Source organism: Thermovibrio sp. (assembly GCA_015488335.1).
GTDB lineage: Bacteria > Aquificota > Aquificia > Desulfurobacteriales > Desulfurobacteriaceae > Balnearium.
In genome coordinates, this window is record WFNZ01000065.1 from 1 (window position 1) to 22,016 (window position 22,016).

Annotated in this window: 20 protein-coding genes and 2 pseudogenes; 10 read left to right on the plus strand and 12 right to left on the minus strand. The window is 44.3% G+C overall.

Annotated elements, in window-relative coordinates:
* Positions 1-409, minus strand: a pseudogene (locus tag F8H35_RS08140) (cell division protein FtsZ); the annotation flags it as partial.
* A 53-nt stretch (positions 410-462) separates the two neighbouring features.
* On the opposite strand from F8H35_RS08140, the gene F8H35_RS08145 reads away from it, so the two are divergent.
* Positions 463-1,473 carry a DUF1786 domain-containing protein gene (locus F8H35_RS08145; RefSeq protein WP_472573046.1) on the plus strand — a complete coding sequence of 337 codons (1,011 nt, stop codon included), beginning with the start codon at positions 463-465 and terminating at the stop codon, positions 1,471-1,473.
* Here F8H35_RS08145 and F8H35_RS08150 read toward each other — a convergent pair.
* Entirely contained in the window at positions 1,462-2,418 is a 957-nt protein-coding gene (locus tag F8H35_RS08150) for a tyrosine-type recombinase/integrase (protein ID WP_472573063.1), read from the minus strand. The genes F8H35_RS08145 and F8H35_RS08150 overlap by 12 nt on opposite strands.
* Before the next feature lie 186 nt (positions 2,419-2,604).
* Between F8H35_RS08150 and F8H35_RS08155 the strand changes: the two genes are divergently transcribed.
* Genes F8H35_RS08155 through F8H35_RS08195 form a run of 9 tightly spaced genes read left to right on the plus strand, consistent with a single transcriptional unit; the run spans position 2,605 to position 13,093 of the window.
* Positions 2,605-3,294 carry a hypothetical protein gene (locus F8H35_RS08155; RefSeq protein ID WP_472573047.1) on the plus strand — a complete coding sequence of 230 codons (690 nt, stop codon included), beginning with the start codon at positions 2,605-2,607 and terminating at the stop codon, positions 3,292-3,294.
* 1 nt (position 3,295) lies between these two features.
* A complete protein-coding gene (locus F8H35_RS08160; RefSeq protein ID WP_472573048.1) occupies positions 3,296-3,787 on the plus strand; it encodes an HIT family protein in 492 nt (163 codons plus the stop codon).
* A complete protein-coding gene (locus F8H35_RS08165; RefSeq protein WP_472573064.1) occupies positions 3,787-4,842 on the plus strand; it encodes a hypothetical protein in 1,056 nt (351 codons plus the stop codon). Before F8H35_RS08160 ends, F8H35_RS08165 begins: the two co-directional genes overlap by 1 nt.
* The gene (locus F8H35_RS08170; RefSeq protein ID WP_472573049.1) at positions 4,832-8,785 is read left to right on the plus strand and encodes a translocation/assembly module TamB domain-containing protein; all 3,954 of its coding nucleotides are present in this window, start codon (positions 4,832-4,834) and stop codon (positions 8,783-8,785) included. The genes F8H35_RS08165 and F8H35_RS08170 overlap by 11 nt, the downstream gene beginning before the upstream one ends.
* The gene (rnhC, locus tag F8H35_RS08175; protein WP_472573050.1) at positions 8,782-9,603 is read left to right on the plus strand and encodes a ribonuclease HIII; all 822 of its coding nucleotides are present in this window, start codon (positions 8,782-8,784) and stop codon (positions 9,601-9,603) included. The genes F8H35_RS08170 and rnhC overlap by 4 nt, the downstream gene beginning before the upstream one ends.
* A complete protein-coding gene (gene sppA / locus F8H35_RS08180; RefSeq protein WP_472573051.1) occupies positions 9,600-10,481 on the plus strand; it encodes a signal peptide peptidase SppA in 882 nt (293 codons plus the stop codon). Before rnhC ends, sppA begins: the two co-directional genes overlap by 4 nt.
* Positions 10,444-11,061 carry a lytic transglycosylase domain-containing protein gene (locus tag F8H35_RS08185; protein WP_472573052.1) on the plus strand — a complete coding sequence of 206 codons (618 nt, stop codon included), beginning with the start codon at positions 10,444-10,446 and terminating at the stop codon, positions 11,059-11,061. Before sppA ends, F8H35_RS08185 begins: the two co-directional genes overlap by 38 nt.
* Positions 11,062-11,075: 14 nt before the next feature.
* Complete coding sequence (gene purD, locus F8H35_RS08190; RefSeq protein WP_472573053.1) at positions 11,076-12,353, plus strand: phosphoribosylamine--glycine ligase; 1,278 nt, start codon at positions 11,076-11,078, stop codon at positions 12,351-12,353.
* Positions 12,350-13,093 (plus strand): glycerophosphodiester phosphodiesterase, encoded by a 744-nt coding sequence (locus F8H35_RS08195; RefSeq protein ID WP_472573054.1) that lies wholly within the window; start codon positions 12,350-12,352, stop codon positions 13,091-13,093. The genes purD and F8H35_RS08195 overlap by 4 nt, the downstream gene beginning before the upstream one ends.
* Here F8H35_RS08195 and F8H35_RS08200 read toward each other — a convergent pair.
* The 10 genes and pseudogenes from F8H35_RS08200 to F8H35_RS08245 all read right to left on the minus strand — a co-directional run.
* Entirely contained in the window at positions 13,090-13,806 is a 717-nt protein-coding gene (locus tag F8H35_RS08200; RefSeq protein WP_472573055.1) for a tetratricopeptide repeat protein, read from the minus strand. The two genes, F8H35_RS08195 and F8H35_RS08200, sit on opposite strands and share 4 nt — an antisense overlap.
* A gap of 21 nt (positions 13,807-13,827) precedes the next feature.
* Positions 13,828-14,715, minus strand: a complete 888-nt coding sequence (locus tag F8H35_RS08205; RefSeq protein ID WP_472573056.1) for a TonB-dependent receptor — start codon at positions 14,713-14,715, stop codon at positions 13,828-13,830.
* Positions 14,690-16,789, minus strand: coding sequence for an urea transporter (locus F8H35_RS08210; protein ID WP_472573057.1), 2,100 nt, complete (start codon positions 16,787-16,789; stop codon positions 14,690-14,692). Before F8H35_RS08210 ends, F8H35_RS08205 begins: the two co-directional genes overlap by 26 nt.
* Positions 16,783-18,138 carry an alanine racemase gene (locus tag F8H35_RS08215; protein WP_472573058.1) on the minus strand — a complete coding sequence of 452 codons (1,356 nt, stop codon included), beginning with the start codon at positions 18,136-18,138 and terminating at the stop codon, positions 16,783-16,785. Before F8H35_RS08215 ends, F8H35_RS08210 begins: the two co-directional genes overlap by 7 nt.
* Before the next feature lie 29 nt (positions 18,139-18,167).
* Positions 18,168-19,196: an ATP-grasp domain-containing protein gene (locus F8H35_RS08220; RefSeq protein WP_472573059.1), complete on the minus strand. Its 1,029-nt coding sequence runs from the start codon at positions 19,194-19,196 to the stop codon at positions 18,168-18,170.
* Positions 19,189-19,443 (minus strand): HPr-rel-A system PqqD family peptide chaperone, encoded by a 255-nt coding sequence (locus F8H35_RS08225; RefSeq protein ID WP_472573060.1) that lies wholly within the window; start codon positions 19,441-19,443, stop codon positions 19,189-19,191. The genes F8H35_RS08220 and F8H35_RS08225 overlap by 8 nt, the downstream gene beginning before the upstream one ends.
* Positions 19,444-19,528: 85 nt before the next feature.
* A complete protein-coding gene (locus tag F8H35_RS08230) occupies positions 19,529-20,923 on the minus strand; it encodes a hypothetical protein (RefSeq protein ID WP_472573061.1) in 1,395 nt (464 codons plus the stop codon).
* A 173-nt stretch (positions 20,924-21,096) separates the two neighbouring features.
* Positions 21,097-21,585, minus strand: a complete 489-nt coding sequence (locus F8H35_RS08235; RefSeq protein WP_472573062.1) for a hypothetical protein — start codon at positions 21,583-21,585, stop codon at positions 21,097-21,099.
* A complete protein-coding gene (locus F8H35_RS08240) occupies positions 21,578-21,829 on the minus strand; it encodes an HPr-rel-A system PqqD family peptide chaperone (protein WP_472569262.1) in 252 nt (83 codons plus the stop codon). The genes F8H35_RS08235 and F8H35_RS08240 overlap by 8 nt, the downstream gene beginning before the upstream one ends.
* A pseudogene (locus F8H35_RS08245) lies at positions 21,829-22,016 on the minus strand (DUF4405 domain-containing protein); the annotation flags it as partial. The pseudogene F8H35_RS08245 and the gene F8H35_RS08240, both read right to left, overlap by 1 nt.

A 22,016-nucleotide genomic window follows, 5' to 3' on the forward strand; every position in this document is an offset into this window, starting at 1 on the left:
CAAAGGGCCTTGTTACAACTCCTACAGTCAGTATTCCCATATCTTTGGCTATCTTTGCAACTATCGGTGCTGCTCCCGTTCCCGTTCCTCCACCCATTCCGGCAGTTATGAAGACCATATCTGAGCCTTCCAGCACTTCCCTTATCTTGGGTTCGTCTTCAAGGGCTGCCTGCTCTCCAATTTCAGGTTTCCCCCCTGCTCCAAGGCCCTTTGTCAGTTTCTCCCCTATCTGAACTTTTACAGGAATGGACATTCTTGACAGAACCTGGGCATCTGTATTTATGGCGACGAACTCCACTCCTTCTATCCCCTTTTCGTACATTCTTGATACGGCGTTTCCACCACCACCGCCAACACCTATTACCTTTATTACAGGTCCTTGAAACTGGTCATCTGCTACGTCAAACATAGAATTCCTCCATTCTTCTTAATTATTTAGAATTTTAGTTAAGGAGGTGGAGTGTGGCAAACCGTTTCTTTGCCGTTGATATAGGAAAGGGAACTCAAGACATTGTTATTCCAGATTTCAAAGAGAACGAAGAAAACTGGGTGAAGGCTATATTCCCTTCGCCAACAGAAAAACTTGCTAAAAAGGTAAGAGCTCTGAACAGGGACGTAACAGTTGACGGATATGTTATGGGGGGTGGTCCTGTAAAGAAAGCTCTTCTGGAGCTCATAGAGAGAGGGTTTTCTGTTACTATAACCAAAAGGGCTGCAAAGACAATAAGAGACGATATTGACGAAGTAAGGAAGCTTGGGTTTAAACTTGTTGATTCTGTAGATAGTGCAGATTTTTTCCTCACTGATCTGGAGCTTGATAACTACCAGAAAATTTTATGGTTAATAAATGAGGATCTGAAGCTTCGGAGTTTCACAGTAGGCGTTGCCTGTCAGGATCACGGTTTTATTAAGGGGCAGAGTGACAGAGTGACACGGTTTAACTTCTTGAGGGAGCTCCTTGAGAAGGAGAGACGTCCTGAGAAGATGGTGGTGAGGGAGAGAACAGGATTCTTCTCAAGGTTTGACTCCGTACTGGAACAGCTTGAGGAGGCAGGGTTGAACGGTTTTGTTATGGACAGTAAACTGGCTGCAGTTGCCGGCATGGTAAGTTATGCGCAGAACTTGGGAGTTAGAGAGTTTGTGGTCTTAGACGTAGGAAACGGCCACACGTTGGGAGCGTCGGTGAAGAATGGAGAGATAGTAGGTCTTTTTGAACACCATACCAGAATGTTAAACAGAGAAAAGATTGAGAGACTCGTGGGAAGACTTGTTAGTAAAAGGCTGACCTTTGAAGAAGTGTTTGAGGACGGAGGACACGGAGCTGTTGTTTTTGAGGTCGTTTCTCCTGAAAAGATCTTTGTTGTAGGTCCCAACAGAAAACTCTTAAAAGGTTACGGCGAAGAGGCTTATCCTTTGGGAGATTCGATGCTCTACGGCTGTGCAGGACTTGTTCAGGCTTTCTTAAACCTTTGAAGCACTGTTACTCCTTGAAAAAACGGAATCAACGACTTTGAACATTAAATCATCCCTTACTTTTGCGTACCGAGCCGAAGTATTTGGAGAAGCGTGGCCCAGGAAGGCCTGGATAACCCTTATGTCAATCCCTCTGTCAACTAAGATGGTAGCGAATGTGTGGCGGAGTTTGTGAGGGTGGAGGTCTACACCAGTTTTCTCCTTTATTCTGTTAAAGATGTATTTTGCTCCCTGGTAGCTAAGAGGAAACAGTCTTTCAGTTTTGCAGTTTTGGGCGTAAGAGAGGAGCTCCCCTGAAAACTCCTCGGTTAGGGGTATGAACCTCTCTTTTCCTCCCTTTCCGACAACTCTTAAAACTTTCCTTCCTCTGTAGTCAACTATGTTTTCTTTCGTCAGTGAGAGGAGTTCCGAGATTCTCAGTCCACACTGGAGGATCGTTTTAACCATGAGGTAGTCTCTGTAGGAGCGGTTTCTGGCTGCTTCAAGGACTTTCTCTATTTCCTCTTCAGTCAAAGCTTCAGGAACTCTCTGCTTGACCTTCTTTATTCTGAGGGAGGGTTTTACCGGGTTTTTTTCAATTAGTTCCATGTCAACAAGGAAGTTAAAAAAAGAGTTGAGGGCTGAAAGTCGCCTGTTTATGAGTGAGGGTGAGCAGTTGAGGGAGCTCCGGAATACCATCAGATGAGCAGTCTTTATATTCCCAACCGGAACGTTCCCTACCTGCCTCATAAACAGATAAAGGTCGTTTTTATACTCCTTTAGAGTTCTCGGTGAGAGTTCCTTGCTCTTAAAGTTGATGAAAAGATCAATGGCCTCAGACAGTTTCGCGGCTTTTCTCCTGAAGTGTTGATATATTCTGCCTGTATTCTCCTGAAGGGTATAGTCCCTATCCTCTATTAAAAATAGAGGAAATATATTAACGTTTTGCTGCCTGCTTATTGGCAGGTGACCCCTTTTGGTTTTCCTGCTGTTTCCATTTTACCATAACAAATGTCAATTTGTTATAGTTTGAGGAAGAGGTTACACATTATTTTGTAATTGAGGTGGAGGAATTCAACTTAAAGAAAACAGCAGGAAAATTTCTGTGTTAACAGGTAGAATGGTAGGGAAGTCTCTTTCTGGGAGGAAGTTATGAAGAAGAGAGTGCTTATCCCCGCTCTATCTCTCGTCCTTACAGTTTACGGGACGTGGGGAGCTCCCCCTGTAAGGTGCGAAAACCTTGAGACCTTCCTTTCAAAGGATCAACAGTTCTGGGTTGAAGGGCTTGCCGAGTTTGTTGAAGACGGTGAGGAACATTTAAAACAGGCAGACGTTAAGCCTGCAGTTGTCGGGAAGCTGGAAACTTTCACAGGAATTGCGAAAAGCTACCAGATACCTGTAGAAGACCTTGAGAAGGCCTACTCCATAGCTGTTGAAAGAGCAGCCCAAAAGAGTATGGAAAGACTAAAAGGTTATATTGAAAGGGAAGGTAATATCTCAGACGCTGATATAGCTTTTCTTATGGGTGGTATAGCAAAATTCCTGGAGTTCAACTACGGCAACTTAATAGAGGATTACTCAAGGAAACTGGCAAAAGAGGAGATAAAAAAAGCCCTGAAAGAGTGTACTTCCCTTAGGTTGAGCCCTATGATTGAAGCCTTTATAAGCTCAGAAGACTGTAGTGCACTCCTTAAAGAGTTCCCGAAAGACGTTAAGAAAGTAGTTTTTAGTCAGCTTCAAAAGAGGGAAGGGGAACTCCTCTCAAACCCATTACTTACCGACAAACCAAATCTGCGCTATATTTTAGAAAACTTGAAGCGATTTGACCTTGCGGGAGGATAAATTGGAGATAATATGGGCTCCATGGAGACTCTCTTACGTGTCACGGGTAGGTAAAGAGAAAAAAGAAGGATGTTTTATCTGTAGAGCGGTAGAGGAGCATCCAGAAAGGGATAAGGAGAATCTACTCCTCTACAAAGGAGAGAGAGCCTTAGTAATACTTAACCGGTTTCCCTACAATACCGGGCACCTCATGGTATGTCCCATAAGGCACACCGGAGATTTCCTCTCTCTTCTTCCCGAAGAACTTGCAGAAATTGGTATATTGATAAAGCGTTCAATAAGAGCCCTAAAGAGAGCCTATAACCCCGATGGATTTAACGTTGGGCTTAACTTGGGAAAGGCTTCTGGCGGCAGCGTTGATACCCACATCCACTACCACATCGTTCCCCGTTGGATTGGGGATACGAATTTTCTTCCAGTTACAGCAGGTGTGAAGGTTATTCCCCAATCCCTTGGTGAAACCTATGAAACCCTTAAACGGTTTTGGGAATAATGATTGACAGGATAAGGTCTCTATTTGGTAAGGAAAGAAAATTCTCTGTTGAGAGCTATCTGAAAAAACTCTCAATAGATAGACAGGATTTAATAAGAGAGATATCGGACGTTGATTTAGACAGTCCGGTTAATGCCTACCTAACCCTGGCTATTCTCCTAAAAGAGAAAGGGGAGTACTACAGGAGTTTAAAAATTTTGGAAAGGCTTAAAAAGGAGAAGCTCTCCGATGATGAGAGGAAGTTGGTCGTCCTCAACCTTGCTCTCGTTTACAAGTCTGCCGGTTTTATAGACAGGGCTGAGGAGGCTCTAAAGGAAGGAATAGAGCTCTACCCGGGGGAGAGTTTCTTCTACTACGAACTGGCACAGCTAAGGAAGGCATCAGGGAAGCTTCAGGATGCTGTGGAGCTCCTTGAGAAAGCCGTTAGTCTGAAAGAGGACTTCAGGGATGATCTTATCCATACCAAACTCTACCTTGCCAACAGCTACATAGATTCTGGAAGGACAGATAAGGCTTTCAGGGTTATAAGGAAACTGGAGCTCCCCTTTCCCGTTCCTCTCTACTACTACGTTCTGTCAAAACTCTTCTACTCGGTTGGAGAGAAAGAAAAGGGGTACGGTAGTGCCCTGAAGGGAATAAAACTCTCACCCAAAAAGGGAGCTCCCTTCATTGAGGTGGTAGAGAAATTTGATAACCTTACGGAGGAGAAGTTAGTCCAGTTGGTTGAGGAGTCGGAACTCTCCCCGCCGGCTGTTGATAGGGCTGTTAGATTCTGGATAAAGAGAGGAGAAACTGAGAGGGCAATAACTCTTCTTGAAAGGTTCTGGGAGAGTGGTAAGTTTGATCCCGAGCTCTTTGAAGCCTATGTAAGAATTCTCTGGGAGAGCGGTAAAAGGAAGAAAGTTGCAGAGGAGATTATTTCTCTCCTCACCCGATTGAAGGAGAGGCGAAAGATTTACAAGTGTGAGAGTTGCGGTTTTAGAACGAACACCTTTGACTGGATATGTCCAAAGTGCCGAGCGTGGGAAACTCTGGAGATAGAGTGTGAGATCTAAAGAGTTCCTGAAAGCTCTGCTGAAATCTTTAAAGAGCGGCAGACTTCACAGGGTTCTTAAAGTTCTCTTAGTTCTATTGTTTCTCCTTTTCTCCTATCAGATCTCTGTCAGTGTTCTTAAATACTGGGTGAAAGAGCGGGAAGAACTCTCTATTGTAAAGAAGAACTTTCACTGGAGCTTTAACTGGAAAAGAGGAGAGCTCTCCTTAAAGGCAGATTATCTGTTTGTAGAAAACCCAAAGTTTTCCTGTGAACTCTTTAAGCCCGAGTTGGACGTTGATGTCTATAGGAGTTTGAGGGAGCTCCGTCCGGTGGTTTCTTTCTTAGGTCTTTCAGAGGGAAAGGTAGTTCTAAAGAAGAAAAAAAGAGAAGGGAAAAAATTTAATTTGGAGTTCCCTTTTCTGTTGAAGAGAGCTGATATTGGGAGGATAACTCTTCAGTGGGATGGAGGCTATGCAGTCCTCAACCGGTTTGTTTATAGTAAAAAAGAATTCTATTGTGGAGGAGTAAACGGAGAGTTTAAAGGACAGAGTTTCTACATTGAGCCCTTTGCCGGATTTCGTTTAGATGGTTACTTTTTCATTCCCAACTTTTCTGTTGGTTATAGAGACTCTAAGGTTTTCGGCAAGTTGAGGGTTTATAGTCTGGAGAAGTGGGGGTTTTCTGGTATTTTTGTTTCTTCTTATTTTTTGGGGAAAGTAAGTGTAAAATATTATGGTAAATTAATAGACGTAAACTGGAACGGAAAGGTAAGAAACGTAGACACTAAAGGCGCTGGAACTATAAGGCTTAAAAGAGAAAGAATAGTTCTTGATAAAGTTTCTGGTAAATTTGACGGAGCAGACTTCTCCTTTTACGGTGAGATTGGAAACGCAATTGACATAAAAGGAAAAATACATTCGCGACAGTTCATATACCAGAAATACGGGGCTGAAAACGTTAACCTCAAGTTTTCCGTAAACGGGAAATTTGAAAACCCCAAAGTGCAGATAACAGGAAGGGTAAGCTCCCTTAAAACCCCTCAGATTGAACTCAGGAATTTAATAGTAACTGGAGTTGCAGACAGGAAAAGCGGAAAAATCTGGTGGAGCTCCCAGAGCTTAGACGGGGCTGTCTCACTGAAATGGAAAGAAAAGTGTGGAAAGGGAACGATTACCCTCAAACACTTTAATATTAAAGAGATCACCACCATAAGAGTTTACAGTAGAAAGAAGAAATACAGAAACTGGATACCAGATCTAGCCCTTTCTGGAAAGTTGAATTTTAGGTTAGAGAAAAACAAAATGGAGTACAAGGGCAATTTAAACGTTGAAACGTTCAATTTTCAGGGGTTTAGAGCCTACGGGACAGCTCAAATAGATGGAAACTCCGATAAGTTGAGTTTAGAGGGCAAACTTTTTGGAAAAGACGGTGGAGCTGTAAAGGGCGAAACAGACATCTACCTGAAGAAGAAGGAGATAAAGGGTAATTATACGGCGGAGGCTATTCCTGTTGAAAATTTCAAGTTCTTAAAAAAGGTAGGGCTTTCGGGAAACATAGGTGGAGCTGGAAGAGTTTGGGGAAATCTTAAGAACCCCCAGGCCGAATTCTCTGTAAGTAGTGGGAACCTGAAGTTTAAAGGAGTTGAACTGGGAAGGGCTAAAGGAGAGGTAAAACTAAAAGACTTTACCCTTTACGTAAGTGCAGTTACAGGTAGGGGTTCCCTTGATGAACTAACATTAAAACTGAAGGGAAAGAGGTCCCTCTCTGCTAAAGGAAGAGTAAAGGATGTTTCTGGAAGAGAGATTGAAGAGGTTTTAAAAGGTTTCAGGATAAAAGTGCCGTTTGGAATAGAAGGATTGGGAAGCGGTAGTTTCTCTATCTACTCTGAGAATTTAAAAGATAAGAACTCTATAAGGGTAAAGGTCTCCATAGACAGGTTTTACGGAGTTTTCAGTTATAAAGACTTGACAGCTGAAGGAGACGGAAAAGGAGAAATAGAGTACAGAGAGAAAAGACTTGAGGTTGAAGTTTCTGGAAATTTAGAGCGAGCCCAGTTTAAAGACAAGGTTTTAACAGGCGGTAAGTATGGAGTTGTTCTAAACGGTGGAGAGCTCTCTGTTGATCTACAAGGTAGCCGTTATGAGAGTGGATTTCCAGAGCTTGAAAACAGTGTATCCGGCAGTGTATCTATCGGCTTAAAGACGGGTCAAGTGAAAGGAAGAGGAAAGATTAGTGGTAGATACCTGTTGAAGGGAACAGGGAAAATTGTAGGGAGTGTTGGTTATTTGGTTTTTGGCAGTTTGTCTAAATTTACCGTAAAAATTTCTGGTAAATTAAATTGGGAAAGTAAACTAACAGGAAAACAGGAACTAAATGTCTTGGGAGCCCTCTTAGAGCCAGATAACCTTGGAACTATAAGTGTTAGAGGAAAAGATACCGACCTGAAGGTGGTTGCAAACGGGAAATCATGGCAGGCTGTAGGGTTTATTAGGAACTTAAACATTAAAACACAACAGATAAAAGCTAAGATAAATATGGCCTTTGTTAATGTAAATCTGTCAAACATTACAGGAACTGTAGCTGTTCCTACTTTTAAGGTGTACCCAAAAGGGTTTTACCCCCTGTATGCAGTATCGGGTATCTACATAGAACTGAAAAACGGTGAACCTTCAGTTTCAGATGTCACTCTTTCTTATGTTGACGGCTGGATCAAACTGAAAGATTTAAAACTAAACAGAGAAAAGAAGAACTTAACGGGGAAGATAGAGGCCAACGTAGGTGCAAAGGGGCTGGTTTACATTGCAGGAGCTCAGAAATTTATCCCGTACGTAAGGAACAGCCTTAGGGTAAAGGGAAGCTTTAGCTATGGTGGGGAGCTCCACTACAGAATCACCGTTGACGGAACGGGAGTTGAACTCAGGGCAAAATACTTACTTGACAGGGCAGTTGTAAACCGGTTTAAAGCATTGGTTGAAGATGGTAGTTTAGAGAAGGTAAACGGTAATATAAGTATAGGAAGCGGAAGCCTTCTGATAAACGGAAAAGAAAAAAACATAACGGCAACTGCATCTCTAATTCCCGTAGGAGAGATCGGGAAGTGGAAAGGATTAGTATCTGGAAAGGTGAACTACTCTGATGAAGGTATAAGAGGAACTCTAACGGTTTCAAAGGCAAAACTCTTTTTAGGAAAAGTGGAAGCGAAGGAAAAGAGAGAAGGGGGAGCTCCCCCAAAACTACCGATAAACCTCAACATAAACCTTCTCTTTGATCAGCCCCTAAAGATAAAGGGAGAGCTCTTCAGCCTCACCCTAATTCCGAAACTCTGGATAAAAACCCTAAATGGAAGAGTTGTAATAGGGGGAACGTTCTACGTTACAGATGGAAAGATAAACTATATGGGAAAAGAGTTTAAGGTAATTTATGGAACAGGGACAATAGAGGACTTAGAGAGGAAGAAAGGAAGATTAAACATTCTGGCAAGCAATTACGTTTCCGGCTACTACATCTACATGAAAATAGAAGGAGAATTGAACAACTTAACCATATACCTCTCTTCAGATCCACCTTTAACGAGGGAGCAGATACTGAATTTGATAATGACAGGAGCCTCCCCGGAAGAGATAGAAGCAAGCTCAGAGCTCTTCCCTGCAGTTCAGGTAGCTTACTACGCAACAGCTTCCATCTTCAGACCGATTGAGAGTAAGTTCAAAAAGGGCTTAAAACTTGAGAGCTTTTCAATAGAACCGTACATAACAAAATACGGTGAAACAGTTGCAAAACTTACAGTAGCTAAAAGACTGGCAAAGAGAATAAGACTGGTAGGTTACGGAACCACAGGACAGAACCCGGAATACGGCGGAAGCGTCCAGCTGTTCTTTAAGAAGAATTACTACTTGGAGTTAAGATACAATAGCTACTACGGTCTTGAAGCCGGCGTAGGGTTAGAGGTAAACAAGCGGTGAAGTTAGAAAAGGAGAAGGTAGAGAAACTGATTGAAAAGCTGAAAAAGAGAGGAGCAACGGAAAAAAACCCTCCGGAACACGCATCCTACAGGCTAAGTTTCGGCGGTGGAGACCTGATAGTCTACGAATCTGGAAGTCTGGTTTACTCAGGGAAAGGGAGAGAGAAGTTAAAAGAAGCGGTTATAGGAGAACTCCTCTCATTAGAGGCAAACCTACCAAAGATAGGTTGCGACGAGGCAGGAAAGGGAGAGTTCTTCGGTCCCTTAGTAGTAGCCTGCGTGTGTGCAGACAGGGAGTGTTTGAGGGAGCTCCTTAACTTAGAGGTAAAAGACTCCAAAAGGATGAAACAGGAAAAACTGATAGAAGCTGGAGAGAAGATAAAGGAAAAGTGCAAGGGAGTTGTAAGGGTAATTTACCCTGAAAACTACAACAGAGAATACGAGAAGTTTAGAAACGTAAATCGTTACCTTGAGAACATATACTTAGACGTTCTAAGTAAACTCTTAAAAAGGTGCAAACCGGCAGAAATAGTTATAGACAAGTTCAGCAGAAAAGTAGAAGAATTTATAAGGGAAAAGCTGAGAACTGAAGGGATAAAGATTACAGCAAAAGAAAAGGGAGAAGACGATCCCGTAGTTGCTGCAGCGTCTGTAGTTGCAAAGGCTGAACGGCTGAAGGCTCTAAAGAAACTCTCAGATGAACTGGGTTTTGAAGTGAAAGAGGGAAATCTGAACAACGGGGAGCTCCTTCAAAAAATTCCCCGTAAAAAGCTCCACAGGTTTGTTAAGCTCCACTTCAACGTTAAGGAGAAGCAATGAAAAAGTTTAAAACGTTTTTTATAGTTATATCCGTTCTTACTATCTCTGCAGTTATCAGCTGGGGAGTCTCTAAAGTTTTAAACAGGCCTATAGACGGAATAGGAAACGGAGAGATTGCAGTAATAAAAGTTAAGGGAGTTATCAGTGAGGCAGACGACTACTTGAAAATGCTAGATAGAGTAGAGAGGAATAACAGGATAAAAGCCGTAATTCTAAGGGTCAACTCTCCGGGAGGTGTTGTCGGAGCCTGTCAGGAGCTCCACGACAAAGTAGTTGAGCTATCAAAGAGAAAACCGGTAGTTGTCTCTATGGAATCTGTAGCAGCGTCTGGAGGACTTTACATCTCGGTAGGGGCAACAAAAATTGTTGCAAACCCTGGAACGATAACGGGAAGTATAGGAGTTATACTCCAGACCTACAATGTAAGTAAACTGATAAAGAAATTGGGAATAGACGTTATCACAGTTAAGAGCGGTCCGTACAAAGACCTTTTAAACCCTTTCAAAAAGCCCGATCCAAAACAGATAGCTGTCGTCCAGAAACTGATAGACAACTCCTACATGCAGTTTGTAAGAGCCGTTGCAGAAGGAAGACATCTACCTATAGAAAAGGTTAAACAGTTTGCAGACGGAAGAATATTCACTGGTGAAGAGGCAAAGAAATTGGGACTTGTTGACTATCTGGGAAATTTTGATAGAGCTGTAGAGGTTGCGAAGAAACTTGGGAAATGTCCCAGAGCAAATTTAATTTTCATAAAGGAAAGGAGCAGTTTTATTGATAGGATACTGGGTAGAGGAAGTGAAAGCATACTGAAAACTATTATAAAGGCCATTAACGGAAATGTTGAAGAAGTTAGGACTATGTACCTTCTTAATTAGTCTAATATTCTTCCCGTGCAATGCCTTCGGGTGGATAAAGGTTTACGAGAGAAACGGTGTAATTTACATAACAGGCTCGGGAGAAAGGGAGTTTAAAAAACCCAACAACGCAAAAACCATTGAGGAAAAAGTTGTTTACTACGCAAAGAAGTACAATCTACCGGTAAAAGTATTCAGAGAACTGGTAAAGGCAGAATCAAATTTCAACCCAAGAGCGGTTTCAAAAAAAGGAGCAATGGGACTTTGTCAGCTGATGCCGGAAACTGCAAAAAGGTTAGGAGTTAAGGATCCTTTTAACGTTGACGAAAATTTAAATGCCGGTGCTAAACTGCTGAAAGAACTCTACAGAAAGTACAGAAGCTGGAAACTTGCCCTCGCGGCCTACAACGCAGGAGAAGAAGCAGTTGAAAAGTACGGCGGAATTCCTCCTTACAGGGAAACGAGAAACTACGTAAGGAAAATTTTAGGAGATGCCCCCCTGAGAGAAAAAAAACCTACAAGAAAGCAAAGGGAAAGGAACTACAGGATAGCTGTTTACAGAAGAGGTGATACTGTTATAATAGCCCAACAATTTAGATAGCAAGGGGTAAGCCGATGAAAGTTTTAATCGTTGGCAGCGGAGGAAGGGAACACGCACTGGCCTGGAAAGTTGCTCAGAGTAAAAAGGTAAAAAGAGTTTATGGAGCTCCCGGCAACCCCGGAATAGCTCAGATAGGGGAGTGTGTGGACATAAAGCCAACAGACATTGAGAAACTGGCGGATTTTGCAGAGAGAGAGGGAATTGACCTTACAATAGTAGGGCCTGAAGCTCCGTTAGTTGCGGGAATAACAGACGAGTTTGAGAAGAGGGGACTAAAAGTTTTTGGCCCATCAAAGGCAGCTGCACAGCTTGAGGGAAGTAAGGCCTTCGCAAAAGAGATGATGAAGAAATATGGAGTTCCCACTGCCGATTTTAAGGTGTTTGACGATCCGGAAAAGGCAAAAGAGTACATAAGGAAGGTAGGAGTTCCCATCGTTGTAAAGGCAGACGGCCTTGCGGCAGGAAAGGGAGTTGTTGTGGCACAAACGATTGAAGAGGCTATAGAAGCCGTTGAAAAGATAATGGTTGAAAAAGTTTTTGGAGAGGCAGGGAACAGAGTTGTTGTAGAGGAGTGTTTAAAAGGGGAAGAGGCATCGTATTTAGTTATAACAGACGGCAAACAGTTTGTTCCCCTTGCAACAGCTCAGGATCACAAGGCAGTGTTTGACGGAGACAAAGGACCAAATACAGGTGGAATGGGAGCCTACTCTCCAGCCCCGGTTCTATCTAAAGAGATGGAGAAGGAAGTTCAGGAAAAGGTTATAAAGCCGATACTGGAAGGAATGGCAAAGGAAGGAATGCCCTTTAAGGGAATCCTCTACGCGGGGCTGATGATAACGAAAGAGGGGCCCAAAGTTCTGGAGTTTAACGTAAGATTTGGAGACCCTGAAGCTCAGGCAATACTGAGGAGATTGGAAGATGACCTCGTTGACGTTGCACTAAGTGCTGTTGAGGGAAGGTTGGGTGAGGAGCTCCACTGGAAGCCAGAAACCTCAATATGCGTTGTTCTGGCATCTAAGGGTTATCCCGGGAAGTATGAAAAAGGAAAAGTGATAACGGGAATAGAGGAAGCTGAGAAAGTTCCTACAGTTGTAGTTTTTCACGCAGGAACGGCTGTTAAGGATGGAAAACTTGTAACAAACGGTGGAAGGGTCTTAAACGTTACAGCACTTGGAAAGGACATAGTTGAGGCGAGAGAGAGGGTATACGAGGCCGTTAAGAGAATACACTTTGACGGGATACACTACAGAACAGACATAGGACTGAAAGCCGTTAAAAGGCTAAAAGGTTGAAAGAGATAATCAGAAGGCTAACGGTTAAACCTTTTGCCGTTGTGGGGCACAGGGGAGCTGGCGGGGAGCTCCCCGAGAATACCATAAAAGCTTTTAAACATGCCATAGAAGTCGGAGCAGATGTTGTTGAGTGTGACGTAAGGGAAACGGCAGACGGAGAGCTGGTAATAGTTCACTACCCGGACTTTAAAAGAGTTGCAGGAGTTGATAAGAGAGTAAAAGAACTAACCCTAAAAGAAAAAGAGATAAAAGAAAAAATAAGAATATCGGGAGTAGAGCCGGTTCCAACACTAAAAGAGGTTTTAAATACAGTTAACGGCAAATGCGGACTATTCATAGAGATAAAAGAGCCGGAAACGGCAGAGAGAGTAATAAAAATAGTTAAGTCAGAAGTAGAAAAACCGAACTGGGGTGCTTTTATCAGCTTCTATCCTAAAGCGCTGAAAAAGATAAAAGAGATTGACAAAGAGCTGACAACGGGCCTTATCTACTCAAGGCCTCCTGGTGGAATAGTAACGGCAAAAGAGATAGGAGCGGAGGTAGTTCTCCCCCGCTGGCCTTTAGCTACAGAAAAGGCCGTAAGGTTTGCCCACAGGTTGAGAGAGGTTGTTGTAGCCTGGTTGATTGACGATGAGAGGGGCTTTGAGAGAGCTCTGAGAAACGGTGTGGATGCAATGGCTACGGATTTTCCTTCCTGGCTGGTAAAAAAGAGAAGGGAAGCGGGGAGCTCCCCGGCTTAGTTCTTTCCCTTCTCCTTACGGTCCTTGACCTTCTTTGAAGGTTTTTCGGTTCTGTTTTTTCCACCACGACCTGAAGTCTCCTGAGAAGAAATAGATGTCAGTTCTCTCAGGTACTCTTTCGCAACAACGTTCTCAGGGTCAAGAATAAGAACGTTCTCAAATATAGTCTTCGCGTAGAGTTTCTTTCCCTCACCTAAGAGAGAAAGGGCAAGCTCGTTGAGGAAATTAACATCTGTAGGGTAAATAGAAAGCATTTTCCTAGCTACAGATTCAGCCATTGAAAATTTCTTCTCCTGTCTTAGGGCGATAGAGAGCCTTAGGTTCCCATAGTAGTTGTAATAGTCAGTCTTTAAGATTCTATAGGCAAGGGACTCAACCTGAGGCCACTTATCCTGTGCCATAAGTGGAAGCATGAGGCCCAAAACGGCCTCAACGGAAGTTGGTATCGCCTGAAGAGCCTTTTTGTAGTGGAGTTCAGAATCTGCATACCTACCTTCAAGGTAGTAGAGCCAGCCAAGGCGTAGGTTAACGGTGTAGCCGTTGGGGTAGCTCTTATAAACAGGCATAAGGGCTTTGATGGCGTCTGTGTAATCCCCGCTCTTCTCGTATATGTAAGAGCGCTGATAGGCCTCTTTAATCTCTGTATAGGTCAGAGAGAAGGCCGAAACGGGAATAAACAGAGCTATCAATAGAAAAACAACTAATCGTCTCAAGGAAATCCCCCCGGTTAAGTTTTAAAATCTGTAGCCTAACGAAACTGTACCTACGGTTTGAGTAACGTTATCACCTTCCTCACTGAACCTGTTAACGGAGAGGTTAAAAGAGACTCTTAAACCGTTTTTAAAGGTATAACCGATCTCTCCGTAGGCTCCACCTTTGTACTTCTCTTTGAGGTTATAAACGACGAAACCGCCGTTCTTAACCGCAAACATCTGCTGACCTACCCAGCCGCCGATTTTAAAGTCGTAACTGCCGTAGTAGTAGCGAAGGGCTAAATCAAGGGAGTAGTAGTTGCTCTTATCAATTCCAAGGGTATCGGAATCTGTAACGTGTATGTAGTAACCGGTTAAGTCTGTGTAGAGAGCTCCTTTCCTGTAGTCTGAGAAGAGTTTAACCGTTGTGTGGGGGGTTACCTGATAGACGTTGAAGTCTGTGGTGTTTGTGTAGCGGCTGTAGTAAAGTCCTATGCCGGCGTTCCACTTGAAGTAGTAGGGATAAGTGGAGTTAGAGTACGTTCCGTCAAAGAAGAGGGTATAGCCGCCATCTGTAAGGTCGTCGTCGCTGTTTATATAGTGAAAGCCTAAGGTAAACGTGTGGTTCCTGAGAAGCTGATTCGTGTTTGAGTAAACAAGTGTATAGTCTTCCTGGTTGAGGTCTGAATAACCATCTTTGTAGTTGATGTAGGTATACTCAACGCCAAGCTGAAAGGTGTTGTGGAGGCCGTCTCCCAGGCTCAGATAGCCTGTTGTGCTGTAGCCGTCTTTTTTGTACCTGGAGTTGTTGTAGTCAAGGTAAGTACCGTAGAGAGCTCCGTAGGCGTAAATCTTCTTACCCTGCTCTGCGGCAAGTGAAGGCACAGCAAAGGCAACTGCAAGACTAAGAGGTAACAGAAGTTTCTTCATCTCTCACCCTCCTGATTTCAACGTTGTTGAATGTGATCTTCTCAAATCCCACGTCTTCTGAAAGTTCTACCTGAGTTTTCAGCGTCTTTCCTGGCTGGATTATAACAGTTTCCAGGCTGAAGTGTTTTAACCAGGAACTTTCTGTAGATACAGAAAACAACTTCTGGTTAATTGAGGAGAGAAAGAGGTAGAGCTCTCTCCTGAGTTTAGAGGAGATAGAGATAAGGGGAAGGTAGTCATACCAGCGGAGCTCCCGTGAGTAAAAGAGAGGAATTTTGGGAGATGAGAAGAAGAAGTACTTCAGTGGGGAGCTAACGTCACCCTCAAAGTGGTAGAAGTAAAAGGTAGCGTTCTGTATCCCAAAGTAGAGTTTAGCTCTGCCGTCTGTCAGGTAAAAAGTTCCGTCTGGTGCCATCTTAACAGTTGCAGTGAATCGGGAAGTCTTCCCGTTCTCTGCTATCAGGTAGTCAAAAGACTGGTCTATCAGCATGTTGAGTCGGTGGTAGAGGGATTTATCCTGGTAAACTGGCTCAACTACTTCTCCCTCTTTTGGAATTCCAACGTCGTGGAAGCAGTTCTGAGAGATGTAGGAAGTGAAGTTAAAAGGAACGGTGGGAGCTCCCACGTAAGAGAGAAGCTGAACGTGGACATGGATGTGGGGTTGTGGGGAGTAACCGGAGTTCCCGCACAGTCCTAAAAGGGTTCCCCTTACAACGGTGTCTCCAGGCTTTATTTTTATGGAGTTTTGCTTAAAGTGGCAGATGAGAACGTAGAAACCCCGTCTGTCGTAGATAAGGACGTAGTTGCCCCAGTTGTTCTCCCTGTCGGCAGTTCCGGGAGGATTGTCGGGAAGATCTGAAACTACAGAGACAACCTGACCGTCCACGGGAGAGAGAACCGGTTTTCCAAAAGCGTAGTAGTCTGTCAGCTGAGTTCCTGAACCGGAGTAGGTCTTTCCCTTCTCGTCGGTTATCACAAAGTCTACTGCAAACCTCCAGGGGCCTTTGTGAGTCCACTCTCCGTTAAAGGACTGCCAGACAGTCCACTTCCCTGAGAACGGAAGGCCTATCTCACGGCCTGTAAAGGGAAACCTGCGAGAGTAGGTGAGGTAGTGGTCAAGGGTTCTCTCTGGCGTTCCTTTGTAGATTTTGGTTACGTAACTCCATCCAATAGTAAAGAGAACGTAGAGGAAGAGAAGGGAGACTACGTTAAAGGGAAGGGCAAATACCGGAAGTCCGTAGCTTTCCCAGAATACCTTAGCGCCTTCAATAACCGGAACGGAAACGATAGAGGCGGTGAGGGCAAACTTGTAGCTTCTCAGGGAAGGTATGAGGAAAACGCCGCCTACAGCCATAGAGGTAAGTATGTAGTTGAAGGCAGAAGTATCTGTAAAAACCTTATACCAGGAACCTGTGAAAAGGTAGGCGGTCAAAGTTCCAGAGAAGTAACCTAAAAGAGAGAGAAAGAAAAGGATTCGGGAGACGAAAAAGAGGAGAAGAGCCATAATAAAGCCGGGAAGGGGATAGGGCAGGAAGAAGATGGCTCCAAGGGAGCGGAGATAACCTTCAACGGGAAGGGAAAGGTTGAGGGAAATTAGAATGGGAGAATGTGAGTAAAGGTTTGAAACAAAGAGCTGGGAGAACTTGGTTGAGGCAAGGTAGAAGGTGGAACTGACAACGACGAACGGAACGCTGAGAACGGGAAGGCGAAGGTAGGTATAGAAGATAGACGAAAGAGTATAGGTGAGGAGAAAAGTCAGAATTCCTGCCGTAGCTAGAAAGAGAAGGCTGAGAAGGTTCAGCTTGAAGAGGTAACCGAGGGATAAGCCGACAAGAAGGGGATTGTAGATATAGTAGTCAAGCCGCAGGAAATCTTCTTTAAAACCGATGAGTCTTGCGAAGATGTAGGCGGAAAGGAGTGAAACGAGGCCTCCGAAGCCTAAGTTAGGGTTGATAAAGGTTAAGAGGAGGAGGAGAGCTCCCCCCCACAGGTTTGAGTTAAAGAGAACTGCCGAGTAGCTCCTTAAAAGGGGAACGGAGAACTTTTTAAAACGTGATAGGAGCTCCGTTACCATTCCAACTTCAGCCTCTCTGGAAGTTTTTCCCGTCTCACAATGTCTGTAAGGTCTTCAGCCTCCCTGATAAGGTCAACCTCGCCGTTCTCTCCGATGAGAACAACGGCAGGCCTGTAACGGATAAACTGCATCCACTGGGTAACGTTGTAAGCACCAACAGGAGAAAGAATAAGACGGGTTCCCCTTGGAAGAGGAGGAAGGTAGGTAAGGTCGTCAACAACGTCTATGTTCATACAGAGGGGCCCATATAATACGCAGGGTTCTGAGGTTCCGTAAACTTCCCTGTCTATCTCAATATTGAACTTGTACCAGAAGGCGGTAAAGAGAATGTTAACGCCGGCATCTAAAACGTAGGCTTTTAGGCCTGAAGGGAGCCTCTTTGCGGCGTGAACAGTTGTTATCAGGTACCCCGCCTCGTCAACTATTGCCCTTCCGCTCTCTAAAATGAGTTTAGGGTAGTCTCCGGGACGAAGACTTGAGAGAAGTGCCGAACAAACCCTCTCTGCGAACTCATCAACGGAAGGGACGGCAACTTCCGGAGGAAGATAAATGCCTTTCAACCTGTTCTTTGAAGGGAAACCACCTCCAATGTCAAGGTATTCAATCTTAAATCCGAACTGGTCTTCAACTGTGTAGGCAAAGTCAACCATCTTCTTGACTTCAACTTCGTAGGCGTGGGGATCAAGGATAAAGGTTCCTATGTGGCAGTGGAGACCGACAAGCTCCAGTTTTCCGCCGGAAGCTATCCTCTTAACGGCATCAAGAGCCTGCCCGGACTCAAGGTTAAAACCGAAGCGGCTCCACTGGGGATGGATGCCTGTATCCATGTTGAGCCTTATGCCAACCCTGGGCTTTACGCCAAGCTCATCGGCAACCTTTTCAAGGTCTGCAATCTCCTCAAAGTGGTCAATGTTTATACGGGCTCCCTCCTTCACAGCTGTAACAAGAGAGTCGTAGGGCTTGTAGGGGCCGTTGTAGATGATTTGGTTCCCTGGAACTCCAAGACGACGGGCCTTCTCGTACTCAAACTCAGAAACCACTTCTGCAGTTTCACCTTCCTGGTGGAGAACGGCACATATGGCGTCAAGGTAGTTGGTTTTGTAAGACCAGCTAAACTCAACATTCGGATACCTGAGGGTAAAGGCGTTCTTCACCTCTCTGAACTTCTGGCGGAGTTTTTTCTCAGAGAAGACAAAGAGGGGAGAGCCGAATTTCTCAACGAGTTTCTCAACAGGAATTCCGTCTATCTCCTTTCTTACTTTGCGGATATAAGCCGGAGACGAACCGAACTTGTTCATCATTCCGGTTTTCAGTTTCAGTATTACAGGTTTCTCGTATGCCTCTTTCACTTTGTACCTCCTTTAAATTCTTTGGTTTCTCAGTTTTCGCCTCTCGTTACAACCCTCTGGAACTCAGACATATCTGTAACGAAGTCGTCTGTAAACCTGACGTAGAGTCTCCCGGCAGGGTAGTCCCAGTCTCTCTCCGGCTCAAGGCCGAGGGCTGCTTTGAGGAGCCTATCGGGAAGGTTAACCCCAACTCCCGTTGCAAAGTAAACCCATGCGGGGAAGCGGGGATTTACCTCTATAAGGTAGATATCTTTGTTGTTGACTATACACTCAAACTCAAAGGCTCCCCGCCACTTAAACTCAGAGACGAACCGCTCTGTTGCCGAAAGGAGCTCCTCGTTCCTTACAGTTACTCCCGTCCAGATCTTTCCGAGGCTCGTTATCCAGAGTTTCTTTATGCCTACAAGTCCAAAGTGGCCTCCCTCGCCGTCTCCCACTCCCACAACGTTCATCTCTTCCCCTGTTACAACCTGCTGAACGATTACCGGGTATCCCCACTCGGCAACAATTGAGTTGAAGTAGGAGGTGGCCTGAGAGATGTTGAAGGCTTTGTAGGCTTTGTAGAAGATACCTTTTATCATTACAGGGAAGCCGAGCTCCTCAACAGCTTTGCTGAGCTCCTCGTAAGAGGTAACTATCCTGGTTTCAGGAACCTTTACCTCTATCCTCTCTGCAATTTCGGGAAGGTGGTCTTTCCCCCTCAGTTTAAACTGCTCCTCTGTGGGAAGGAACGTCTTCACTCCGTAGCTCTCAAGGAGGGAGGAGCTCTTTATGAAGAGGGGGAGCTCCGCGTCTAAGGCAGGAATAACGGCATCAAGCCCATAGTTTGACTTAATGTAGAGAAGCCTATCTATAAAAGGCTCCTCACCAGCAGAAGGGTAAGGCATTACAAAACTTTTTTCAAAAAGCCACTTCATGTAAATACCAGGTTCCATAGCATCGTAAGCAAGGCCGTAGACAGAAACATTCAAAGAACTCTCCTTTAACCCTTTAGCTATACCAACGCCGGGACCTGGATTGTCAACGGCATTTATTCCGGATACGGCCACTTTATACATTCTTTCCCTCCAGAAGGCCGTAGAGCCTGAGCTGTTCAACGAAATCTATCAAGTCCCTCTCTGCCTCTCTTTCATCAACATTAAATGTTTCGGTTAGTGATTTAACTATCTCTTTTTCCGATTTCCCTTCTTTAAGAAGTCTGAGGATAAAGAGACCGGTTCTGTTTACCGTATAACTGTTTCCCGTTTCCGGGTCAAAGATGAACCCTTCATCGTTCAGTGCTATTCTGCTTAACTTATTTCCCATATATCCCTCCATACAAAAACGGGAAGAGTTATTAAGCTCTTCCCGTCTAATGTTGTTTTAATAACGCCAATTTACTTTAACAAAGTTATGACCCAGCTACCATATTGCTTCCCTCAGAGGAGGTTTGAACAGTTGTTGAAGATGATGTTCCTGCAGTGTTTTCACTTGAAGTGTTAGAAGTCTCTGATGATGTAGAACTTGATGTTCCTTGAACTGTTTGTGAAGATTGAGATGATGACTCGTTAGAAGTCTGGTTAGTTTCAGAAGCGGTTCCTGTAGAGTTTTCAGCTGTTGTCTGCTGGCTCTGGGAAGATTGGGAATTTTCAGCATATTGTTCAATACTTTCAAGTAATGACACGGTATTTTCAAGATGGATAGTAAACATTGGAGGTCTGAAGCCAACAGATTGTAGGTCTGAGATTAAAGTATTAAGCTGAGAAATAAGGTTGTTTATACCAGAAAGAGCATCTGCGTTTAGACCGTTTTCGTTAACATCGTTAATAAGAGAAGGTATAGTTGTGTTAACTAAGTCTTGTATAGTCTGTTTATCAGCATCGGAAATAGAAGAAGCAAACGGTGAATAGGAAAGGTGAGAGAGGAAGTTCTTAAGAGAGAGAAGTGCTGCAACAGTTTTTGCCTGTAGGTATTCAGAAGTGTTCCCTGAAGCTAAAGCTTCAAGGGCTTTAAGGTGTTCTTCAATCTCCTCCTGATGGGCCTGGCAGTTGTAAGCTATTTTAGTTAAAGTACCGTTGAGGTTAACGGAAACAGGAGCTGAAGTGTTATTCGGATTTACAGTTACCTGATAGGCCTGCCCCAGCTGTTCCTGATATACCTGAAGAATAATTTGTTCCTTCTCTTTCAGGAGGTCTTCAAGGGAGGTGTTACCGTTTAAAAGAACCGGCTGGGGCTGGCCGTTCTGGTTTACAGCTTCTAAATTGGAAATTTCAACGTTACCCAGGTCAACTACATCGGCATCTCCGGTAGTATCACCTCCAAGGGCGTGGATGAGAGCTCCGATGGTATCAGCAAGGTTCTGATCATTTTCCGCAATAGAGAGTGGTGTAATGGCAAGGGTATCTGTTGTGCCGTTAACTTCAAGCTGGGAAACGGGAGCCTCAGCAATTTTTATAGTAGAACCGTCTGACGTTTTTACATAAAGTCCAACCAGGTCATCATTAGAAAGTGAGAAGTCAGCAGGTAGCTGAAGCTGAAAAACGCCATCTGAGTGGGTTGTTGAACAGAGCTGCTCTCCGTTGCTGTCGGTTAGGATGTTTCCGCTGGGATCCTCTAAACATACTTCTGCGTTTGCAACGTAACTGGAATAGACTCCACCATTGATGCTTTTAGTTTCTGCCGTTGAAGTGTTACCTGTCCCAGTGGATGAGCTCAACCCTACGCTGCCTGAACCTCCACCACCTCCACAGCTTGCAAGTCCGAAGGGAAGCGTTAAAGCTGTTGCCAGTAGAATCAAGTTCCTCATCTTACACCTCCAACTCTGATTTTGGTTCAACCCTTCCAAATAGCAAACAGCATGCCAAATTCGGGAGCACGATGAGGCTTAAAGAAAATCAGATTTCTTCCGGAAAATTTGACGAATTAGAGGACTACAGTCGGAAAAATTTCCGAATAGATGGAAGAAGGGCTAACTTAGATTTAAAGATTCTGTAGAAGATACCTTATTATAATTACAGGAAAGCTGAGCTCCTCGTAAGAGGTAACTATCCTGGCTTCAGGAACCTTTACCTCTATCCTCTCTGCAATTTCGGGAAGGTGGTCTTTCCCCCTCAGTTTAAACTGCTCCTCTGTGGGAAGGAACGTCTTCACTCCGTAGCTCTCAAGGAGGGAGGAGCCCTTTATAAAGAGGGGAAGCTCTGCGTCTAAGGCAGGGATGACGGCGTCAAGACCGTAGTTTGACTTAATGTAGAGAAGCCTCTCTATGAAAGGCTCCTCTCCGGCAGAGGGGTAGGGCATAATGAAACTCTTTTCAAAGAGCCACTTCATGTAGATACCTGGCTCCATGGCATCGTAGGCAAGGCCGTAGATAGAGACTTCTAAAGAGCCCCCCTTTAAACCCTTTGCTATACCAACGCCGGGGCCCGGATTGTCAACGGCGTTTATTCCCGATACGGCAACCCTATACATTCTCACCCTCCAGAAGGCCGTAGAGTCTCAGCTGCTCCATAAAGTCAACTAAGTCTCTCCTGGCGTCTTCCTCGCTCACGTCAAACTTCTCAGAGAGGGCTTTAACTATCTCCTCTTCAGACTTACCCTCTTTAAGGAACTTGATGATGAATAGGCCGGTCTTGTTGACCGTATAGCTGTTTCCCGTTTCAGGGTCAAAGATGAAACCCTCGTCGTTAATTGCCAGTCTCTCAAGTTTTCCCATTACTTTCCTCCCTGAAGAATTTCAATTAACTGGTAAGGATAGAGGTTATTCCTGAATGCTATTTCCCTCAGAGTTTCATCAGGCTTTGCAGAGATACCCCGGGACTGAAGGTTTGAAAGACACATCTGAAGGGGAATATTGAGCTTCCTGCAAACATCCTTGAGGGTCATTCTACCAAGTCCTGAAC

What these genes read in the sequence shown, in the direction of transcription:
- F8H35_RS08235 (WP_472573062.1), bottom strand. Translation starts at nt 21,585, where the DNA reads ATGTATAGGGTTGCCGTATCGGGAATAAACGCCGTTGACAATCCGGGC.
- F8H35_RS08185 (WP_472573052.1), top strand. Translation starts at nt 10,444, where the DNA reads ATGTTGAAGAAGTTAGGACTATGTACCTTCTTAATTAGTCTAATATTC.
- purD (WP_472573053.1), top strand. Translation starts at nt 11,076, where the DNA reads ATGAAAGTTTTAATCGTTGGCAGCGGAGGAAGGGAACACGCACTGGCC.
- F8H35_RS08220 (WP_472573059.1), bottom strand. Translation starts at nt 19,196, where the DNA reads ATGTATAAAGTGGCCGTATCCGGAATAAATGCCGTTGACAATCCAGGT.
- F8H35_RS08225 (WP_472573060.1), bottom strand. Translation starts at nt 19,443, where the DNA reads ATGGGAAATAAGTTAAGCAGAATAGCACTGAACGATGAAGGGTTCATC.
- F8H35_RS08240 (WP_472569262.1), bottom strand. Translation starts at nt 21,829, where the DNA reads ATGGGAAAACTTGAGAGACTGGCAATTAACGACGAGGGTTTCATCTTT.
- F8H35_RS08155 (WP_472573047.1), top strand. Translation starts at nt 2,605, where the DNA reads ATGAAGAAGAGAGTGCTTATCCCCGCTCTATCTCTCGTCCTTACAGTT.
- sppA (WP_472573051.1), top strand. Translation starts at nt 9,600, where the DNA reads ATGAAAAAGTTTAAAACGTTTTTTATAGTTATATCCGTTCTTACTATC.
- F8H35_RS08205 (WP_472573056.1), bottom strand. Translation starts at nt 14,715, where the DNA reads ATGAAGAAACTTCTGTTACCTCTTAGTCTTGCAGTTGCCTTTGCTGTG.
- F8H35_RS08210 (WP_472573057.1), bottom strand. Translation starts at nt 16,789, where the DNA reads ATGGTAACGGAGCTCCTATCACGTTTTAAAAAGTTCTCCGTTCCCCTT.
- F8H35_RS08230 (WP_472573061.1), bottom strand. Translation starts at nt 20,923, where the DNA reads ATGAGGAACTTGATTCTACTGGCAACAGCTTTAACGCTTCCCTTCGGA.
- F8H35_RS08165 (WP_472573064.1), top strand. Translation starts at nt 3,787, where the DNA reads ATGATTGACAGGATAAGGTCTCTATTTGGTAAGGAAAGAAAATTCTCT.